We start from the raw sequence: 20,062 nt of genomic DNA on the forward strand, positions 1-20,062 counted from the left end.
AGTGAAAAAAAAATACGACATAGTTATTGTAGGAAGTGGGTTAGGAGGATTGGTTTCGGCTATTATTCTTGCTAAAGAAGGAAAAAGTGTTTGTGTTTTAGAAAAAAACAATCAATACGGAGGTAACTTACAAACTTTCGTAAGAGATAAAACCATTTTCGATACCGGAATTCATTACATTGGCGGACTTTCTAAAGGTCAAAACCTTAATGACTATTTCACCTATATTGGTATCATGGATGAATTGAAGTTAAAGAAAATGGATGAAAATGCATTTGATGTAATTTCTTTTGATGATGATACAAATGAATATCCACATGCACAAGGTTATGAAAACTTCATTCAACAACTAAGTTCTTTTTTTCCTGAAGAAGAGGAAGTTATAAGATCTTATTGCGAAAAAATTCAATACACTTGCGATTCTTTTCCACTATATAATTTAAGAGAAGGAGCGGGTTATTCTAATGAAGTTTTATCAATAAATGCAAAAGCCTATTTAGATGAATTAACATCAAATGAAAAATTGAAGGCAGTTTTAGCAGGAACAAATTTTTTATATGCAGGAATTGCAGATAAAACACCTTTATACGTTCATGCATTGTCTGTTAACTCTTATATTCAAAGCTCTTATCGTTGTATTAATGGCGGAAGTCAAATTACAAAACAATTGATTAAACAACTTCGAAAATATGGAGGAGAGGTTTATAAACACAAAGAAATTGTTGGCTTTGGTTATGAAGAAGGGAAATTAACTTCGGCTAAAACTAAAAATGGAGAAGAGTATTTTGGTGATATTTTTATATCGAATATAGAGCCAAAAACCACTCTTAAAATGATTGGCGAAGATAAGTTTAGAAAATCATATTATAGTAGAATTCAAAGTTTAGAAGTTTTACCTGCTGCATTTAGTTTATATTTAGTTTTTAAACCAGAAACGTTTAAATATCTAAATCATAATTATTATCATTTTAGCGATAGTAATAGAGTTTGGGATGCTAATGAATACACTGAAAATAGTTGGCCAGAAGCTTATATGGCCTCTATGAATGTTTCTAGCGAAGATCAAGTGTGGGCAGAAAGTTTAACTGCAATTACTTATATGCGTTTTGATGATTTAAATAATTGGGAAAACACCATTAATACAGTTGCAAATAAGGCAGAAAGAGGTCAAGCCTATGAAACTTTTAAAGCCAAAAAAGCAGAAGATTTTTTAACTGTTTTAGAACGTAAATTTCCTAATATTAGAAGTTGCATTAAATCGGTGCATTCTTCAACACCTTTATCTTATAGAGATTATATAGGCGGTCATAACGGAAATTTATACGGTTATGTAAAAGATTCAAACAATCCTATGAAAACGTTTATTTCGCCAAAAACAAAAATTGAAAATTTGTTTTTAACAGGCCAAAGTATAAATATGCACGGCGTTTTAGGAGTTACAATAGGAGCAGTGGTTACTTGTTCTGAAATCGTAGGGAAAGATTATTTAATAAATAAAATCAATTCTGAATTAGGAAAGGTTAATGAATAAAAGTATTCAAATAATTGTTGCATTTGTATCGTTCTTCGTTTTAAATTCTTGCGGAATTTCAAAATCAATTCAGCATAAACCTATTTTAACAGGCTATAATAATCAAATACCAGAAGTTATCAAGCATAATGATTCTTTGTTTTCTTCGGGTAAAAACTATTTAATAAAAAATAAACAACAATTGTGGGAACTACATGTTTCTGGTGATGCTTTAGAAAGAGGACTTACTATTGGAAGTTTAACACAACCTTTAATTCATAAACAAGAAAAAGTTTTTTTCTCAAAAATAGAAAGTATCGTTCCTTCAAAATTTAAATTAAGCTTACTAAGGCAATTTTTAAAATGGTACAATAGAAAATTATATTTACATGTTCCTGAAGAGTTTAAAACTGAGATTTACGGAGTTTCTCAGTATGCTTCTGATGATTATGAGAAAATAGCGCCAAAATACCTTAGAAGTCTTTATTTGCATGGAGCTCATGATATTGGACATGCTTTACAAGATTTAGCCTTGGTAGGATGTTCTTCTTTAGCTGTTTGGGGCGATAAATCAGAGGATGGTTCTTTAGTAGTAGGTAGAAATTTTGATTTTTATGCTGGCGATGAATTTGCTGAAGATAAAATTATTGCGTTTATAACTCCCAAAAAAGGACATCCATTCATGATGGTTACTTGGGGAGGAATGATTGGTGTGGTTTCGGGGATGAATAAAGAAGGTCTTTCTATTACAATTAATGCAGGAAAGTCCGAAATTCCATTAGTTGCTAAAACACCAATTTCTATTTTAGCACGCGAAATTTTACAATATGCTTCCACAATTGAGGAAGCTATTGCAATTGCCAAAAGTCGAGAAGTTTTTGTTGCCGAATCGATTATGGTTTCAAGCGCAAAAGATAAAAAAGCCATTTTAATTGAAGTTTCTCCGGATAATTTTGGTGTTTTTGAAGTAGAAAATAACAATCAGTTGGTTTGTTCTAATCATTTTCAAAGCGCAAGTTATAAAGACGATAAAAGAAATAGCAATCATATTGTAGAAAGCCATTCTAAGTATCGTTTTGATAGAATGAACGAACTTTTATCTGAAGAAGAAAAAATGAACCCTTTAAAAGTGGCCGATATTCTTAGAAATAAAGAAGGGCTTGAGAATATTGATTTAGGTTACGGAAATGAAAAAGCATTAAATCAGTTATTGGCACATCATGGAATAATTTTTAAACCCGAACAAAGAATGGTTTGGGTTTCATCAAATCCATATCAATTGGGTGAGTTTGTAGCTTATGATTTAAATAAAATTTTTGATACCAAAGAAGTGAAATTTGAAACTGTTGGAACTCAAGAATTCAATATTCCTGAAGATAATTTTATCAATTCAAAAGCATTTAAAAGTTATGAAAAATACAGGGTTTTGGATAGAGAAATAGATATTTCTTTAGAAAACAACCAAGAAATTAGTCCAGAAAAGGTTAAGATTTATCAAAATGCTAATCCAAATTTATGGATTGTTTATTACAAAATAGGTAACTATTACTATGATAAAGGTTGGTTAAAAGCGGCTGAAATACAATTTGAAAAGGCATTGACTAAAGAAGTTACAACTTTGCCAAGTAAAGTAGTAATCGAAAAAAAATTAAAGAGTATTAAAAGAAAATTAAACTAATATGATTCCTGCAATAGAAAAATTAAGTTCAGAAGAAATCGCGCGTTTTCAAAATGAGAAATTGCAAGAAACATTGGTTTATTTAAGTCAAAAATCACCTTACTATAAAAACTTATTTAGTAAAGAAAATATTGATGTTTCTGAAATTAAAACAATTTCAGATTTACAAAAAATACCAACAACTTCAAAAGATGCTTTACAAAAGTATAACGATGATTTTTTCTGTGTTCCAATGCACGAAATTGTTGATTATGCTACTACTTCTGGAACATTAGGAGATCCTGTTACTTTTGGTTTAACCGATAAAGATTTAGACAGATTGGCTTATAATGAAGCCATTTCTTTTGCTTGTGCTGGTATTCAAAAAGGAGATGTTGTGCAATTAATGACTACTTTGGATAGGCGTTTTATGGCGGGTTTAGCTTATTTTTTAGGCTTACGAAAATTAGGCGCTGGAGTAATTAGAGTAGGAGCGGGAATTCCAGAATTACAATGGGATTCTATTTTAAAATACAAACCAAAATACTTAATTGCAGTTCCGTCGTTTCTGTTAAAACTTATTGAATATGCTGAGCAAAAAGGTATAGATTATAACGCTTCAAGTGTAAAAGGCGTAATTTGTATTGGCGAAACATTACGAAATCAAGATTTTTCGTCAAGTTTATTAGCTGAGAAAGTTACTAATAAATGGAATATTAATTTGCATTCAACTTACGCTTCTACTGAAATGAGTACGGCTTTTACCGAATGTGAGTTTTTTCATGGCGGACATCAACATCCAGAGTTAATTATTACGGAAATTTTAGATGATAATGATTTACCAGTTATAGATGGGGGAAGTGGCGAATTAACAATTACCACATTAGGTGTAGAAGCAATCCCTTTGCTTCGTTTTAAAACTGGTGACATCGTTAAAATACATACAGAAACTTGTGCTTGCGGTAGAAATACACCACGAGTTGGACCTGTTTTAGGTAGAAAACAACAAATGATTAAATACAAAGGAACAACATTGTATCCACCAGTTATGCATGATTTGTTGGCTTCTTTTGATGAAATTCAACAGCATGTAATAGAAATTACTACAAACTCTTTTGGTACAGATGAGATTGTGCTTAAAGTTGCAACAACAAACACTTCAAAAGAATTTTTAGATAGTATAAAAGATCATTTTAGAGCAAAACTAAGAGTTGCACCTAATGTAGAAGTGGTCTCTTTGGATGTAATAAATAAAATTGTATTTACACCAATGAGTAGAAAACCAATACGTTTTATAGATTTAAGAAAATAAGATTACTACAATAGAGCAAAAAAGCTATCAGAATGACTTAAGGCTTTTTTAGTTATGAAAAAGAATATAAATAAAAACCCTTTAAATACTAGTATTTAAAGGGTTTTAGTTTTTTGAGCCTTGCTCTGCGGAGAAAGAGGGTCTTGTTACTAATAAAAATAACCAATAAAATCAATACTTCGCAAAGTATATTATTTAAGTGACTCCTTGACTGACTCCTCAAAATTGGGAAACAATTAATCTAAATTCAAAGTAGTCAAATATAAGGATAATTGTTTGAATATTAAAGCATCAAGACTAAAATTTGAACTAGTTATTTAAGCATATAATGACCCTATTTTTAAGTTAATAATGTTGAAATATTTTCAAGAATATTAACCAAAAATCAAGTGAGTTACTTGTTCATATTTTATGCCAGCATATGAACAAAATTCTTCAATTGTAAGAAACTCATTTTCGAGCTTGTTAAGGTCTTTTTTTACCTTTTGCATCAATCTAGCACTTTGACGATAACTTTTCCCAGTTATGCGTTGTATGTCCTTCGGGTAGATACAAACTCTCTGTTTTTCAATTTTCATACTTTATCTATACCTTTGATTAGGCTTTGACTTACTTCTGACTTGCAGAAATTCTCCTGCAATTTAATCCTTTTTTATTAAACGTATTTATTGTGTTTTTATGTTTATTTAAGACACTTGTGTCTTTTTTGGACATATGGTACACTCACGTCTTTTTCTTTAGCTAAATGTTATGTAAACTTTGTTTAAATCATTCGGAAAGTGGTTGCAACCTGTTGATAGAATGAAGGAGATTTTAAATGATTGTTTAATTAAATTTTTAAGTTATGGCTAGACAGAAAGGCATAATTAAATTAAAAGGTACTATCGGAGATATTACTTTTTATAAAACCCAAGACGGACATTTGGCTCGTGAGAAGGGTGGAATTGATGCTAGTAGAATTGCTAGCGATCCTGCGTTTCAAAGAACGCGTGAGAATGGTTCGGAGTTTGGAAGAGCTGGAAAAGCAGGAAAGCTTTTAAGAACAGCTTTTAGACCATTACTATTGAACTCTGCTGATGGTAGAATGGTGAGTCGTTTGACGCAACGAATGGTGAAAGTTATTCAAGCGGATTTAGTGAGCGAAAGAGGTTTGAGAAATGTTATTGATGGAGAAGCTGAATTGTTATTTGGATTTGAATTCAATATTCGTGGTAAGCTTGGAACTTCTTTATTTGCTCCTTATGTAGCAACTATTGATCGAGCAGCTGGAGAAATTAAAGTGGATTTGGCATCATTTATTCCTGCGAACATGATTGCAGCACCAAGTGGAACTACACATTTTAAAATCATTTCTGGAGGTGCAGAAGTTGATTTTGAAACGGAAACTTTTGTAGTTTCTAGTTCTGAAACTGCGATTTTGCCTTGGGATAATACAGCTACTGCTGCAATAAACCAAGTGAATGCTGTTACTCCTGCAAGTACAAAACCATTATTTTTGGCTGTTGGAGTTGAATTTTATCAAGAAATTAATGGACAAATGTATCCTTTGAAAAATGGTGCTTTTAATCCGTTGTCACTTGCTAAAGTTGATGGTGGTGTGTAGTCTGAAGTTAGAATTTAGAAATCAGAATTTAGAAGTATGATTTTATTTTTAACTAGAACTTATTTCCCTGACGGAACAAACGGAAAGCTCAAATGCGATGGCGAATTCATCTGTTATACAATTGAATTACCTTGGAAGAATAATGAAAAGAGAGTTTCCTGCATTCCGGAAGGGAAATATTTTATTAGAAAGCGATATAGTCCGAAATTCAAATGGCATTTAGAAGTTATTGATGTAGCAAATAGAAGTTTTATTTTATTTCATCCTGCTAATAATGCTTTGAAAGAATTGAATGGTTGTATTGCTCCTGTGACGAAACTTTCTGGACCAGGTTTGGGACTTATGTCGAGAAAAGCATTTGAGAAACTTAAAATTTTAGTTTATAAAGCTTTAGACAGAAAAGAAAGTGTAGAATTGATTGTTGAATAGATTTCCATTTTTATGGGAATGAAAAAATATAAATTATGAAAAAAATTGTAAATAGAGCTACAGCTCCTACTCCAAAGTTTTTTAAAGTGCTTCGAAATGTTGGTTTGGTTTTGGCTGCTGTTGGTGGAACGATTTTAGCTGCTCCAATTGGCTTACCAGTATTAGTTACAACTATTGGAGGTTATATGGCAGTTGCTGGAGGAGTTTTGACAGCAACTAGTCAGCTTACTACAACTGATGACAGCGTCCTTCGACAAGCTCAGGATGACAAAGATGGAAGCAAATAATAGTAGTACTTTAATGGGAACTGCTGGAGGCACATTTTTAAGTATAGTACCAAATATAAATTCTGATGATATAGCAAAAACTATTATATTAGCTACTGTTGGAGCAATTGTCAGCTTTACGATTTCGTTACTACTTAAAAGCCTACAAAAGAAGCACAAAAAATAAGTTTAGCCCTTGTTGTGGTGACCTTTGGGTTAAATTGTAAAAATGCCTTTTCCAAATGGATTAGGCATTTTTTTGTTTTTAGAACTCCCCAAATTGATTGAGTACTACCTCAACTACTACAACCTCAGAATTGCACCAATATAACTCATTATATTTTGCATAATCTAATGCTTTGGTTCTACTGTCAAAAGCACCAAAAAATACTCTTGAAGCTTTTGATTTCCACGTGTCTGTCTGAAATAACAAAAAGATGCTCATAATTATAAATTTAAAAGTTAAAAAAATATTATCTATTGCAATAGCGGTGTAAAATCACTCTACGCATATCATTAATAAGATTTAGATTTTCATTGAATCGTTTTTCAGATTGTTCTAAAAGCTTTAAAGTTTGCACGTTTTTAAGGTGTTCTTCGTGGTCTTTAATTTCTTGGTTAACTTTGTTTGGAAATTCTTTTCTAACATCATGTAAGCGTAAAAAAGGAATTACAGAACCACAAAGAAACTGATGCCAGAATTTTGTTTTCCAAAGTGCATAAGCAGTTAAATTGATATTGTCAAAATCTTCTTTATTCTCGAAAATGACAACAAAACTATTTGTGAATGGCTCATTTGAAGGCTTTCCACTGTTTAATCCTTTGTTTAAAATGAATAGGTGTGGATTTTTGTAAATCGTTCCTTTAGTGTACGTTTTAATGACAAATTTTAGCATAACATCGGCTTTTAAAAAATTGGTTAGATTTTCAATTTTCTGCGGTGTTTCTTATGAAATGCAGGTGTGCCTCGCTATGCTCCACCCATAAATTTTTTTCGCCAAATTTTATTTTATAATTGGAAGCGAAGAATATTCATTTCAAAAGAAAAAAAGAAAAAAAAGAAAGCCGTCATTTCAAGTGGAAGGTTTCAAAAAAGCAAGTTTTTTTGAAAAAATACTACCTGAAAAGGTGGAGATTTTTTCAAAAACCCGCAGGGCTTGAACTTGCTTTTTTGTAAACCTGGAACTTATCTTTGCTTCCTTTTTTTTATTTATTTTTTTTTGAAATTACCTATAATCGTTCTTATGTAATCGGGTGTTTTTTTGGTAACGTTCTATCTAACGAGGTTGTGTTTTGGAATGTGGAAGTTGTTTAAAGGGTAATGAATTTTAAAACAGGATAAATAACCATAGACAAATTATAGATAATGCTTTTATCCTGTTTTAAAATTTAATACTCTTTTGTGGATTTGATTTTTGAGGATGCCTTTAGTTCAGTCGGCAGTAGCAGTGTTCGGTTAGCAGAAAATATCCTTATGGAAATGGGAAGCATCTTCAAAAAACAATGCAAATACTTACCTAGTGCGATGAGGCAGTAGCGCAGGCAAGTGTGTGATTTTTTATTTGCTTATGGGATTGTTGTGATTGCTTTTATGTTGGATAGATGCCTTTTTGTGAGTGATTAGTGAATAGCTCTTGTGGAAAGAGTTAAGGCATCTGGCCAACGTGAAAGCAATGGAGTTTGTGTTTTCTGGCAAATGAAAAATCATATTCTTGCTGGCTCTTTTTGATTTTGTGGGTGCCAGAGAGTAATTATGAATGGAGAATTATGAATTATGAATTGGGTTATTATGGAATTGTAGCACGCACAAAAACAATGCAACTACTAACCGATTTAAACACAAAGTATATAAAAACAGTGACCGAATAGTTTCAAAGAACAATTAAGTTTGAGGATTTTCAAATGGAAATGATACGTGTTTAAGGCAGTGGCGAAGGACGGTGTTTTTTGTAGCTGGGTGATGCGATGGGAGCTGCAAAAAATGTTGTCCTGGAGCCACTGCCTCGAGCGTTGGCTGTGCGGCTTTTTTACATAATGTTATTATAGTGCATCCGGTAACTTCTTTTGGAATTGGGATTTTGTTTATGCACTATAATGCCACATTATGTAACTAAGCTTGGGAGAAAAAATTATTGGCATGAGTTGCGTAGCGTACGTGTTTTTGTTTTGAGCGTTGGGCAAGCTCTTTGACTGATGGCTTATTGGATTTTTCTTTTTAAACAAAACGTTTTAGCCAACAGACAAAGTGCTTGATATGAGTTGGGACAAAAACCATGACAGTAATTTTTTTAGGAGCGTTGGGAAGGAGTGGCAATTGGAAAGAGATTTTAATTTATTTATTTTACCTTTTCTACCCACTTATGGTAATTTAAAATGAATAACCCAGTATCCACCATTAGCACCTTTCATTCTTTTTAGTATGCCTAAATCTTTTAAGAAAAGTAAGTTTTTGTCAATAGCAGAAAGGCTTAAGCCAATGTTCTCTGATAGCTCACGAATGGTGATTTTACTGTTTTTATGAATAATTTTTAGAATATCAACTCTACTTTCCGTTAGGATTTCTACCCACTTTTCTACCCACTTTTCGAAATTTTACATTTTCGAATTATTTGGTTAAAAAAAAATGCCCCAAATATTTACTATAAATGGGACAAAATATACTCTTTGAAAAACAAAATATTATTCTATTAACTTATTTGGATTAATAATAGGTAATATAAAATTACTTAAAGCTGTACCTTGAAAACGAGTCATTAATATTCCTCTTGAAGTTGAATATGTAATTGCAGCTAAAGCATTTCCTAATGCAGGACTTATTGTTACTGTATTGTCTTCTTCTAGCTTTGTTAATTCTTCAATATTATCTATATAATAAACATAAACAAAACTAAATGAGCCTATAGCTTCTTCATCACCTTCATTTTCTTTTTCACTTTTAGTTTCAACATTTACTGAAAAATCAGCTTTTATTAATTTATCAGGAATATTAAAACCTAATTCAAAATTTACATTGAAATTGTGTCCTTGAACTTTTTCTTCTTCAAAATCAAATGGGCTATGAATTTGCCCTTTAATGATTTTAAAATCAACAATTTCAATTTTTTCAGGTTGTAATAAATTAGCTGACATTGGCTAATGCTGTTTTATTGTTAGATTTAGATTTTTTCCACGAATTAGTATATGCTACATCAGTATTTATAGCATTATTTCTGTAAACGGTTACATATCCAGATGTTCCCATTGGTTTTCTTTGTGGAACATTAATAATTGACTCCCCAAGTTCTGCTTCAAGTTTAGCTAAAGAACGTAATGTAAAATTATGTTCTCCTACCAACCATTTATTAACTTCAGAAGGTCTTTTTTCAAGTTTATCTGCTAAATCTTTTTGGCTAAATCCTTTTGCTTTTAACAATTGATTTACTCGAACCACGATATCAGCATACAATCTTGCGAAGATTTTTGTTTCTTCCGGTGTTTCTGCTAAAATTCTTTGTGCTACTTTGCTTCTCATTGTTTTGGATTTTTAGAGGATGATTTCATCTGAACCATCATAATTAGTAAGTTTTCTATTTTTTTCATTAACAATAATTGTTCCATCTTGTAAAGCTTCATTAATTCGTTTTGCGAATTCACATGCTGCTCTCCATTCTAAATGCAATGAACTTTTTTGATTTGTTGGACCATCTTTGATACCTCCATTGAAAAGTATAACTATGTTGTTTGTGATTTTTAAGGCGTATAATCTTAATGGAAATTCCGGAAAGTGGTAAGTAATATTTTCGATTGTTCTTTTACCTTGGACAGGTAATCCCTTAACTTCGTTTTCATCTCTATTGAATAATTCATCTATTGCTCCGTGATCATTACCAATTGATAGCAATACAAAAGACAACAATTCTTGATTTGCTTCTTTATATTCTGCTATTGCATCATATTTTTCAAAGAATAAATCCGTTTCATTTGTCTCGGCTTCATCATATTTTACGGTGTAAAAAGTGCATTTAGCAGCTTCATCATCCCATATTTCTAGAGCAAATATATTCACTTTATTATTAGTTTGCAAACAAAAATACACTTTTAAGTGTATTTTATGATTATTTAATATACTATTTAGTTTATTTTTTCAAATGTAAGAATACTATTTGTTACCTAAAAACTATTTTTTTATTTCTAACTTCAATTCTAAGATGTCTTCAATTTTGAATATTTCAGCATAATTTTTCATGCTACCTATTTGAATTTTTATTGGTTTAATTTCGTCATTTTCTATGTAAAAACGGAATTCTTTTTGGTATTCAAATTCAAGAGGTTTTTCAAATAATGTTATTTCTCTAGAAACTTCTTCTTTATCATAGTAATCTACAAAACCATGACTGAATTTTAAATTGTTCTTTTTGAGTTCATTTTCTATTTTATTAAAAAAAAGAGGTAAATCTTTAATCATTACTCCATGTGTCCCAAAACGCAAATTTCTTTTATCAAACTCAAAATCTAATGGATTTGGAAATCCTTTTGAAGATATTGCATATAACGAATAAATATTACCTAATACTTCTTTATGACTTTCTCTTAAATGAACTTTAACATAATTAAATTCTCTGTCAATTCCTGGTATTTTGAAAGTGCCCGGCAAAGAATTAATTACTCTTGAAACTCCTTCGTATCTATCGCCTCTCAACTCTTCATCTTCAACTTTGCGAAAATATTCAATTGTATTCATATAGATTGTTCCATTTTCGAATAAATCAAAAATGTTTTTCTCGCTACCTAATTTTAAGAATAGTTTTATTGTGTGCTCCATTTTGAAATTTCGATTTAATTTTTCTCAATTGGGTAAAAATACATTTGAAACCATCCATTTAATCTTTTAATTGTAATCTGACCAATATTGGTTTCCCAAGTTCTCCCTGGCCAATTTTCATTACTATTTATTTCACCTAGTTCAAAATATGATTTCCCATTTATATCGGAACCTAATTTATCGGCAAACAATTTTAACATTGCTTCAATTTCCCGGTGACTAATAATATAACTCCTTGACGGATTTTCTTTACCTAATATAAATAAAGCATCATTGACTTCTGAATTTGGGATTAGAATTTTATTGAAGAAATTAAAAAAATACTGATCAGTATAATTTACCCAGCCAAAACTTTCTCCACTTTCATATTTTTGTTCTTGAAAATTTTCTATTCTTTTCAATTCTTCATTTATACTTATAAAGTGGTCATCAAAACTTTTTACATTAAGAAATAAGTTATAGTATTGAATGAATTCACTCGGTTTTAAAACAATAGTATAAATACCTAATTTTTGAAATACTGCTTTTGCTTTGTGATAATTTTTATCATCATTAGTAATGTAAAATTCGCATCTTGATGCAAATGCTGAATGAGAAGCATCTTCGGTTGTATTCTTAAAAGTATTTTTTTCCTTGTCAGTTACCTTTACTTTGTCAGCTTTGAAACCATGCATATCTAACATAACATATTCATTGGTAATGTCGTTAAACCATTCTGGAGCATTTTTAGTTTTATCAAAATATTGATTAACATCAAAATGTTCTATTCCAAATTTCTTGTAAGCATTTTCAATAATATCAAAAGGATTTTTATTTTCGTTGAAGTGACCGCTGTTTACTCCAATTTGTTGAACCATATTTCTTAAATCTTTGTAGTCTTCTGTTTCATTCATATTGTGAAACATTTGACCAAAACTTTTAAAGAAACCATTCATTGTTTGGTCTTCTTTTAATCCTGGAAACATTTTGTTCAGCATTGCTGCACTTTCAGGGTTTTCAAAAGCTTCTTTAAATGCAAGGTTTAATGGTATTGAAGAAATCATATTTTTCATAGAATTTACTAATCCAAACATTGGATCATTTTCTTCAACGGAACTAAACAAACTATCAATGCTGAAATTTTGAAACATTGGTGCTTCTCTAATTCTGTCATCAAGTAATTCACCTGGTTCATATTTGCTTAATGTAACTTCTTTAGAATTATTTACTAAACACAAATCATCAGTTAAAAAAGTAATATAATCTAAATCCTCTCTAATTATTCTTTGCTCTTCTTCACTATGATTTTTTATACTTGCAAAAATATCACCAATGTGGGAAGTAGAGTATAGTAACAGAAATTTTTCTTTATTTGTTATTATGCTATTTAGCTCAGGAAAATGATTGTTTTTCATTCCTGACATAATATTCCAATCTAAATAGACTTTAATCATTGTTTAATAAATTTAAGAATTAGCAAATTATAAAATAATTCCTAATGGTTTGAATTGATACAATTTGATTTATTAACCAAGTTATCAGTTTGTTTATGAGTAAAATACATTTTATTTCATTTATGGTTACTAGGAAAATTCGAAATCCTTGCAAATAGAATATTTGTTAAGCTTTGGCAGTAAATAAAATGTATTGTCAAAAGTTAATTGTTTATTTCAATGTCGATATAGGATTTTAAATTGTATAACTCAATTTGATTTTCATAATATCCTTCTAATTGTCCAATTTCAATAAACGCAATATCATTAGCGAAAGCTTTTTCTCCGATTAGATGCTCAATATGAACGTAAACGGCTTCACGAAGTCTAAGGTTATCTTTGTGGACGATGTAGTTTTTGAGTAGCACTTTTATTCCTAAATCGGTTGGTTTGTTTGGGTTTTCAAGTGGGATGAAATACATTTCACTTATTCGTAAAGTGATGCCGTAATATTCTAGTGGTTTGTCGGTGCCGTTTTCGTATTTGATTAGATTGGTTTCTGGTTGGAGGAATGCGGTTATTTTCCAACGCTCTATAACTGGTGCATGATGAACGAGTAATTCTACTTCTTTGAATAGGTATGGATTTCCATTTGCTGTGATGATTAACTCTGCTGCATTAGTCTTGTTCTTAATGATGAGGTCTAGGTCTTTGTTGTATTGATGAAGTATTTTGATTAGTTTGTCGAAATGGGTTTTTAGTTCGTCTTTTGAGATTTCGTTTAGAAATAGGAAAACGAAGTTGTTTTGTTGGAAGTGGTTCCAGAAGTTGGTTATATGGTTCATTTGGTTATTCAGTTATTTGAAAGGTTCTCGATACATTTTTTTTTCCATTTCATTGCACAAAAAACACTCGAACTGACGGTATAATGTGCTTATCTTTTGTCTAGTGTTGATTTATCGTATGCTATTAGGTTTACCATCTCCCTAAGCCTGGATCGAACTCGGTTGCCGTAGTGGGTTTCTATTTCTGTGGCTGAGAGGTTTGTGGTGATGTGGGTTTTTAGTTTTTTGGAGATGAATAGATCATATCTGCTTAATAGAATTTCTGCCAATACGTTGCACTCGTTTCCGAAGTATTTTAAATTGTTTTCTGTTCCTAAATCGTCAAAGCAATAGGTTCTTGGTTCTGATTGATATAGTTTACCATTGCTGTATTTGTGGATTATTTGGTAGCCATCTTGGATGAATTCGAAGCTGATGTCTCTGCATGGTTTTACTGAAAATTTATTTTCTGTTTGTGCTAGGTATTTCATTAGGTTCATTAGTGATGTTTTTCCGCAGCCTATTGGTCCGGAAAGTAATATTCCTTTGTTGAGGTTTATTCCGTACTGAAAGCATGTTGGTTCATCTTTAAGGAAATAAGCGATTAGCTTGAAAACGATAGGGTAATCTGTTTCTTGTATTTTGAAATGATTGCCGTATAGTTCTACGCCTTTTGCTTCGAGCTTATTAATTATTTCTGGGTAATTGTAGTGGGTTTTTATATTTTCATTCATTTGCCTTTTAATTTATTCGCTAAAGCGAAGTTTTTGGAACACGGATGACACAGATTTGACGGATTAACACTGATTTTTTTAATTTTTAACCATACTTCGACAGGCTCAGCACAGGCTCGAAACATAGAATTATCATTTAAAAAAAGTCGCTTTGCTCTGGATAGTTTATCATAGTTTTCTTTTATGTGGGTTCCTTCCTTCGTCAGGAGGACAAGATTGGGGAAGTTTAACCGCAAAGAGTACAAAGTTTTCGTAAAGTTTCGCAAAGAATAGATCCTGAAACAAGTTCAGGATGACAATTCCGGTTAAAGTGGTTCTGAATAGTCTTTATCAGTTCCTGTGTTGAGGTGTTTTGCTCGATTAGGTGGTGAATTTGTGGTGTTGTGATTAAAATTAATGCTGTTTAATATCCAATTTTGTGCCGCTGCTTGCCAATCGACCATTGGTGTTTTTCCGCCTACTAACCATCCGTTGCTTGAGAAGTAATTGAAAAACTTTTGTGCTTCTAATTCTGGAAAGCTGTTTTCTTGGAAGTAGGATTTGATTTCATGCAAGTTTGGTTGAATGAAACCTTTCTTTTTTTTGCGCAACTTTTTTTCTTGGGATGTGATTTGCTTCGCCAGTTCGTTATCACTCGGGTTTCCTATCGTCGAAATGACAAAATCATTATTACTTTCTTGAAAATTTTTTGCTTGCTCGTTCAAGTTTGAAACGTTTTCATTGTTTAAATTGTTTGTATTGTTTATATAGTTTATAGAAGGTACTAGTGCTTGTTCACTACTTGTTTCATCACTAGTACAAGACTTGTTTAGAGCTTGTTCAGAAACAGGTTCAATAAGTGGTTCATTTTTTGGTTTTCTTTCGTTTTTTTGAATGGGTTTTAAGTCGTCTGAAAAATTGAATAAATACACATGACTTCCTTTGAATGGATTATAGGATGGTTCGTAATTGATATAACCTAAGCTGTGTAAATTTTTAAGGCATTTATGATAGGTTGCTTTTGAACTGATTTTACTGATACGCATTACCTCATCACGAGAAATACTGATTGGATTTTTAAAGCGATTGCAATTCCAGAATTGGAATAAAGCGATGTATAAACTCACGTGTGTTGGGTTGAGTGATTTGTCTATTGCTACTTTTTCGAAAAAGCCGGTTAGGTGTTTGATGTAGTTCATTTTACTAGTGATTAGTAATTAGTGAAGAGTGAGTAGAAAAGATTGCTTCGTGCCTCGCAATGACGGTTTACTTGAATAGGGTTGGAGCTGCATTTACTTTATTTCCGTTTAGGAGTTTTTCGATGTCTGAATTGTCGTAATACATGATGCCACCAACTTTAGTATACGTTAGTGTTCCGTTGATGCGAAGGTTTTGTAAAGTACCTGGAGAAATGTTTAACAGTTTTCTGACTTCTTTGGATTTGAGCCACTGTTTTGTTTGTTGCGGTTTGGATTGAATGATTTCTTTTAAATCATTTAGAAGAAGATTACGAAATTCGTTTAAGTCTTCGATTGTGATAACTTGTACTGCCATAACTGATGTTTTAAATTGTTATACTTTACCGATTAACACCCAAAATGACCTTAATAAATCGGTCTTTTTTCCTTTCTTCTTCAAAATAAAAATAAAACGTAACAATGGTTATGCTTGATTTTTCTTTATTGAATAAAGAAAAATAGCCTCAATTTCTTTAAGGCAATTTTGAATATTAATCGGTAATACAAATTTGTGAAGTTTGATTGATTTTATTTCACAACCTAAACACAAGTTGTGTACGATTTTTTATTAAAAGACTACAAAGTGCTTTGTTTTCTAACTTTATTGAATTGAATAAATCTAAAGCATAAAATTCAATTTAGTATAGTAAGTCAAAATCATGGATTTGTAAGCTGATTCACAACCTCAACACAAGTTGTGTGTTTTTGAAATAAATTTATTTAAGAAAGAAGTTACTTATTTTCATTTTCATCTTCTAATATATGCTTTTCTAAAACTTCTGCAAGTTGATTGATGAACTTGGGACGACCTGTTTTTCTGTTTTTGATGTCAATGTAAAAACGATAAATATTTTCTTCAATATCTTGATTGAAAATTTTACCAAAGAATAAAGCTAATTCCTTTATATCAGTGCTGCCGTTGTTAATTTTTTTGGAATGGTGTAAGGCATAAATGAGTTCGACTAAATCAATTTTAGTACCAGTCCAATTAACTGTTTGTTGTACGGATGGGTGAACAGTTGAGCAATTATTTTCTAATTGTTCTATTTTATTTTCTAGATAAGTGGTTAATATATCGTTGGCAATCATTACAGCCATGTTGTAATCATGCGTAGTACATAATTTTACATCGTAATTGATCAAAGAACAATCTCTTTTTAAAATATTAGCATCACAATTTCTCAAGAAATATATATTGTCTTTATGTGAAGCTCTTGCTCTATAGTATTCATAGAACTTTCTATTCTTATTGGTGTTTTCTTGTATTAAATTTAAAGCTTCTTCATAAAATTTAATCTTATTCTTTTTTGATGTTGGTAAGTTTGTTTCTATACTTAAAACTGTTTTGTAATAGATAAGCTTGGATATAAATATAGGTTTCAAATCTTTAAAAAAATATATTTCTTCTTCTGGAGAACTAAATTTATGTTTTTTTAGCCATTTGAATAGTTCCTTACTTCTCCTTTCGATTAATTCAGTGACTTTATGTGCAATGACAATACTGTCTGAATTTGTAGTTTTAATGTTTTGATACTCCTTTTCAAATTCACTAAAAAAATTCAGACAATACTCATTCATTTTAATACAATATGGGTTAGTTTGTATAAAACTTCATTGTGTTAAAAATATTGTTAAAGATGGTTGTTTTTTTAGTTATTTATATAGATAACATGTGCTTTTAAATTTTCATAGTTCTTAATCGTAATGCATTAGCAATTACTGATACAGAGCTAAAACTCATAGCTAAAGCTGCAATCATTGGAGAAAGTAATATCCCAAAAACAGGAAATAAAACACCTGCTGCTATTGGAACTCCTAAAACATTATAGATAAAAGCAAAAAACAGATTTTGCTTGATGTTTTTCATTACTGCGTGACTTAAATTTTTAGCTTTCACTATTCCTTTTAAATCCCCTTTTACTAAAGTAATTTTAGCACTTTCAATGGCCACATCTGTTCCTGTTCCCATTGCTATTCCAATGTCGGATTGTGCTAATGCTGGTGCATCGTTTATACCATCACCTGCCATTGCTACTATTTTACCTTTGGCTTGTAGCTCTTTGATGTATTCTAATTTATCTTGTGGCAAACAGCTTGCTTTAAAATCGGTTAAGTTTAGTTCAGAAGCTACTGCTTTTGCCGTATTTTCATTATCTCCTGTTAACATTATGACTTGAATTCCCTGACGCTTTAGTTCGTTAATAGCCTCTAAACTCGATTTTTTAATTGCATCGGTAATTGTGATATAACCTACTACTTTTTTATCAATAGCAATATAAGAAACTGTTTTTCCTAACTTTTGTTCTGTAATAACTTCTTGTTCAATATTTGAAAAATCTTTAATTCCTTCTAGCTCTATTAGTTTTTTATTCCCTAAGCTGACTTTTATATTGTCAATAAACCCAACAACTCCTTTACCTGTTACAGCATCAAAGTTTTCTACTTTAAAAAACTGAGTGTTTTTAGCTCTAGCAAAATTTACAACTGCTGTTGCTAATGGATGTTCACTATTTTGATTTAGTGATGCAATTTTTCCTAAAACTATGTTTTCATCTACATCTTTTACTACGATTTTTTCAACAGACGGTTTTCCTTCGGTTAAAGTTCCTGTTTTATCTGTGATTAAAACATCAATTTTATCCATTTTCTCAATGGCTTCAGCATTTTTAATTAATACTCCTGATTTAGCACCTTTACCAACACCAACCATTACTGACATTGGTGTTGCTAAACCTAAAGCACATGGACATGCAATTATTAATACTGCAATAGCATTTATAAAACCATACACTAACTTGGGTTCTGGACCGATAATCCACCAAACAAAAAATGTAATAACAGCTATGAGTACCACAATTGGTACAAAATATTTTGAAATTTTATCTACTAAATTTTGAATTGGAGCTCTCGAACGACTTGCATCTGAAACCATTTGCACAATTTGAGATAATAAAGTTTCTGAACCTACTTTTTCGGCAATCATCAAAAATGATTTTGTACCGTTGATTGTTCCAGAACTTACTTTATCCTCAATTTTTTTATCAACGGGTATAGGTTCTCCCGTAATCATTGATTCATCAATGGTACTATTTCCTTCAGTAATGATTCCATCAACTGGAATTTTTTCACCTGGTTTTACTCTAAGTATATCTCCTTTTTTAATGTCGTGAATTGAAATTACTTTTTCTTCGCCATCCAGGACTAAAGTAGCTTCTGTTGGTGCTAATTTTAGTAGTTCTTTAATAGCTCCACTAGTTCTACTGTGCGCTTTAGCCTCTAAAAGTTGACCTAATAAAACTAAGGTTAAAACTACTGCAGTAGCTTCAAAATACAAATGAACGGTGCCTTCGGAAGTTTTGAATTGGTCTGGAAAAATAGCTGGAAATAATAATCCAATACTACTGAAAACAAAAGCAACTCCTGTTCCAATACCTATTAAAGTGAACATGTTTAAATTCCAATTTACAATTGATTTCCACGCTCTTTCAAAAAACATCCAACAAGCATAAAAAACGACAGGAATTGTAAATACCAATTGAATCCAATTCCAATATTGTAAATCCATTAGTTGGTACAATGGGTTGTTAGGAATCATATCAGACATGGTAATGATAAAAATAGGCAAGGTAAAGATTGTTGCAATTTTCATTTTGTACCATAACTTTTGATAGGTTTTATCTTCTTCCGATTCGGTTGGTTCCATTGGTACTAAATCCATTCCACAAATAGGACAACTACCTAGCTTATCTTGAATGATTTCAGGATGCATGGGACAAGTATATTTTGTGCTTTGAATAACCTCTGGCTCTTTTACTAAATCCATTCCACAAACAGGGCAATCACCAGCTTTATCATACACTTTATCACCCTCACAATGCATAGGACAATAATATTTACCAGCTTGATGGGTGTGTTTTATTTCATGATGTTTATGTTCTTTTTCTCCAGTAGAACAACAACTTTCTTGAACAACTTCTTTAGAATTATTAATAGGTAAAGAAATTTGATATTTACTCTCTTTTCCTCCTAAAGCATTTTGTAAAACTTCTATTTCAACATGTTTTGACATGATGATTGATGCTTTTTTATCTTCTTTAAAAACTTCTACTTCAGTAACATTTTCAACATTAGATAAATCTTTTTTAACTTTGGCTTCACAACCAGAGCAGGTCATTCCTTCAATGTGGTATGTATGTTTCATATGTTTGATTTTTATTTTATACCGGTAACCTAAGGAATCGCTTTTTAGATTAATGGTATTTGCTTACACAAACTACTTGTTTCAAGCAATTTCATA

At 31.1% G+C, this 20,062-nt stretch carries 21 protein-coding genes; 7 read left to right on the forward strand and 14 right to left on the reverse strand.

All coding sequences use genetic code 11. The features are described 5' to 3' along the window. Position 1 precedes the first annotated feature (1 nt). From OLM55_RS07650 to OLM55_RS07680, 7 genes are all read left to right on the forward strand, one after another. Entirely contained in the window at positions 2–1,531 is a 1,530-nt protein-coding gene (locus OLM55_RS07650; protein ID WP_264558327.1) for a phytoene desaturase family protein, read from the forward strand. Next, positions 1,524–3,188: a C45 family autoproteolytic acyltransferase/hydolase gene (locus OLM55_RS07655; RefSeq protein WP_264558328.1), complete on the forward strand. Its 1,665-nt coding sequence runs from the start codon at positions 1,524–1,526 to the stop codon at positions 3,186–3,188. Before OLM55_RS07650 ends, OLM55_RS07655 begins: the two co-directional genes overlap by 8 nt. 1 nt (position 3,189) lies before the next feature. Further along, positions 3,190–4,479 (forward strand): phenylacetate--CoA ligase family protein, encoded by a 1,290-nt coding sequence (locus tag OLM55_RS07660; RefSeq protein ID WP_264558329.1) that lies wholly within the window; start codon positions 3,190–3,192, stop codon positions 4,477–4,479. 844 nt (positions 4,480–5,323) lie between these two features. Next, positions 5,324–6,082, forward strand: a complete 759-nt coding sequence (locus tag OLM55_RS07665) for a hypothetical protein (protein ID WP_264558330.1) — start codon at positions 5,324–5,326, stop codon at positions 6,080–6,082. 36 nt (positions 6,083–6,118) lie between these two features. Then, a complete protein-coding gene (locus OLM55_RS07670; RefSeq protein ID WP_264558331.1) occupies positions 6,119–6,511 on the forward strand; it encodes a DUF5675 family protein in 393 nt (130 codons plus the stop codon). A gap of 35 nt (positions 6,512–6,546) precedes the next feature. Continuing rightward, positions 6,547–6,798, forward strand: coding sequence for a hypothetical protein (locus OLM55_RS07675; RefSeq protein WP_264558332.1), 252 nt, complete (start codon positions 6,547–6,549; stop codon positions 6,796–6,798). Beyond that, positions 6,785–6,964: a hypothetical protein gene (locus OLM55_RS07680; RefSeq protein WP_264560611.1), complete on the forward strand. Its 180-nt coding sequence runs from the start codon at positions 6,785–6,787 to the stop codon at positions 6,962–6,964. Before OLM55_RS07675 ends, OLM55_RS07680 begins: the two co-directional genes overlap by 14 nt. A 78-nt stretch (positions 6,965–7,042) precedes the next feature. Here OLM55_RS07680 and OLM55_RS07685 read toward each other — a convergent pair whose 3' ends face one another. The 14 genes from OLM55_RS07685 to OLM55_RS07745 form a co-directional block, all read right to left on the reverse strand. Further along, positions 7,043–7,222, reverse strand: coding sequence for a hypothetical protein (locus OLM55_RS07685; RefSeq protein WP_264558333.1), 180 nt, complete (start codon positions 7,220–7,222; stop codon positions 7,043–7,045). A 28-nt stretch (positions 7,223–7,250) separates the two neighbouring features. Beyond that, complete coding sequence (locus tag OLM55_RS07690) at positions 7,251–7,673, reverse strand: DUF6943 family protein (protein WP_264558334.1); 423 nt, start codon at positions 7,671–7,673, stop codon at positions 7,251–7,253. 1,462 nt (positions 7,674–9,135) lie between these two features. Next, entirely contained in the window at positions 9,136–9,336 is a 201-nt protein-coding gene (locus OLM55_RS13275; protein WP_084656870.1) for a winged helix-turn-helix domain-containing protein, read from the reverse strand. A gap of 120 nt (positions 9,337–9,456) precedes the next feature. Then, positions 9,457–9,906, reverse strand: a complete 450-nt coding sequence (locus tag OLM55_RS07695; RefSeq protein WP_072780850.1) for a hypothetical protein — start codon at positions 9,904–9,906, stop codon at positions 9,457–9,459. Further along, positions 9,896–10,288: a helix-turn-helix domain-containing protein gene (locus tag OLM55_RS07700; protein ID WP_072780852.1), complete on the reverse strand. Its 393-nt coding sequence runs from the start codon at positions 10,286–10,288 to the stop codon at positions 9,896–9,898. Before OLM55_RS07700 ends, OLM55_RS07695 begins: the two co-directional genes overlap by 11 nt. Positions 10,289–10,300: 12 nt before the next feature. Continuing rightward, entirely contained in the window at positions 10,301–10,822 is a 522-nt protein-coding gene (locus tag OLM55_RS07705) for a hypothetical protein (RefSeq protein ID WP_072780855.1), read from the reverse strand. Between the two features lie 111 nt (positions 10,823–10,933). Beyond that, positions 10,934–11,578 carry a hypothetical protein gene (locus tag OLM55_RS07710; RefSeq protein WP_152378316.1) on the reverse strand — a complete coding sequence of 215 codons (645 nt, stop codon included), beginning with the start codon at positions 11,576–11,578 and terminating at the stop codon, positions 10,934–10,936. Between the two features lie 14 nt (positions 11,579–11,592). Next, the gene (locus OLM55_RS07715; RefSeq protein WP_109569972.1) at positions 11,593–13,011 is read right to left on the reverse strand and encodes a hypothetical protein; all 1,419 of its coding nucleotides are present in this window, start codon (positions 13,009–13,011) and stop codon (positions 11,593–11,595) included. 203 nt (positions 13,012–13,214) lie between these two features. Next, complete coding sequence (locus OLM55_RS07720) at positions 13,215–13,835, reverse strand: hypothetical protein (protein ID WP_072780877.1); 621 nt, start codon at positions 13,833–13,835, stop codon at positions 13,215–13,217. Between the two features lie 89 nt (positions 13,836–13,924). Then, positions 13,925–14,548, reverse strand: a complete 624-nt coding sequence (locus OLM55_RS07725; protein WP_264558335.1) for an ATPase — start codon at positions 14,546–14,548, stop codon at positions 13,925–13,927. 305 nt (positions 14,549–14,853) lie between these two features. Then, positions 14,854–15,726, reverse strand: a complete 873-nt coding sequence (locus OLM55_RS07730) for a transcriptional regulator (protein WP_264558336.1) — start codon at positions 15,724–15,726, stop codon at positions 14,854–14,856. A gap of 67 nt (positions 15,727–15,793) precedes the next feature. Then, on the reverse strand, positions 15,794–16,081 hold the full coding sequence (locus OLM55_RS07735; RefSeq protein ID WP_072780883.1) for a helix-turn-helix domain-containing protein: 288 nt from the start codon (positions 16,079–16,081) through the stop codon (positions 15,794–15,796). Positions 16,082–16,497: 416 nt separating this feature from the next. After that, entirely contained in the window at positions 16,498–17,343 is an 846-nt protein-coding gene (locus OLM55_RS07740) for an RteC domain-containing protein (protein WP_109569974.1), read from the reverse strand. 100 nt (positions 17,344–17,443) lie between these two features. Then, entirely contained in the window at positions 17,444–19,966 is a 2,523-nt protein-coding gene (locus OLM55_RS07745) for a heavy metal translocating P-type ATPase (protein WP_264558337.1), read from the reverse strand. Positions 19,967–20,062 lie beyond the last annotated feature (96 nt).

Origin of the sequence: Flavobacterium sp. N2270 (genome assembly GCF_025947225.1) — a bacterium.
Lineage (GTDB): Bacteria > Bacteroidota > Bacteroidia > Flavobacteriales > Flavobacteriaceae > Flavobacterium.